The 277-nt window shown below is 52.3% G+C and carries 1 rRNA gene; it reads right to left on the reverse strand.

The window, feature by feature from the left end:
- Positions 1 to 277, reverse strand: a 23S ribosomal RNA gene (locus tag NBA72_RS24265); the annotation flags it as partial.

The following is a 277-nucleotide window of genomic DNA, read 5'->3' on the forward strand; positions in this document are numbered from 1 at the left end:
CTTTTCACCCGCTTTATCGTTACTTATGTCAGCATTCGCACTTCTGATACCTCCAGCAACCCTCACAGGCCACCTTCACAGGCTTACAGAACGCTCCCCTACCCAACGAACGTATCCTTAAACCGACTCGACTTTGTATACGCTTTGACGTCGCTTCGCTCCGTCAATCGTAACCCGCTGAATCGCTTTAAGTGATACGTTCGCTGCCGCAGCTTCGGTGCATGGTTTAGCCCCGTTACATCTTCCGCGCAGGCCGACTCGACCAGTGAGCTATTAC

The organism is Salmonella sp. NW1250, assembly GCF_051812965.1.
Taxonomy (GTDB): domain Bacteria; phylum Pseudomonadota; class Gammaproteobacteria; order Enterobacterales; family Enterobacteriaceae; genus Salmonella; species Salmonella enterica.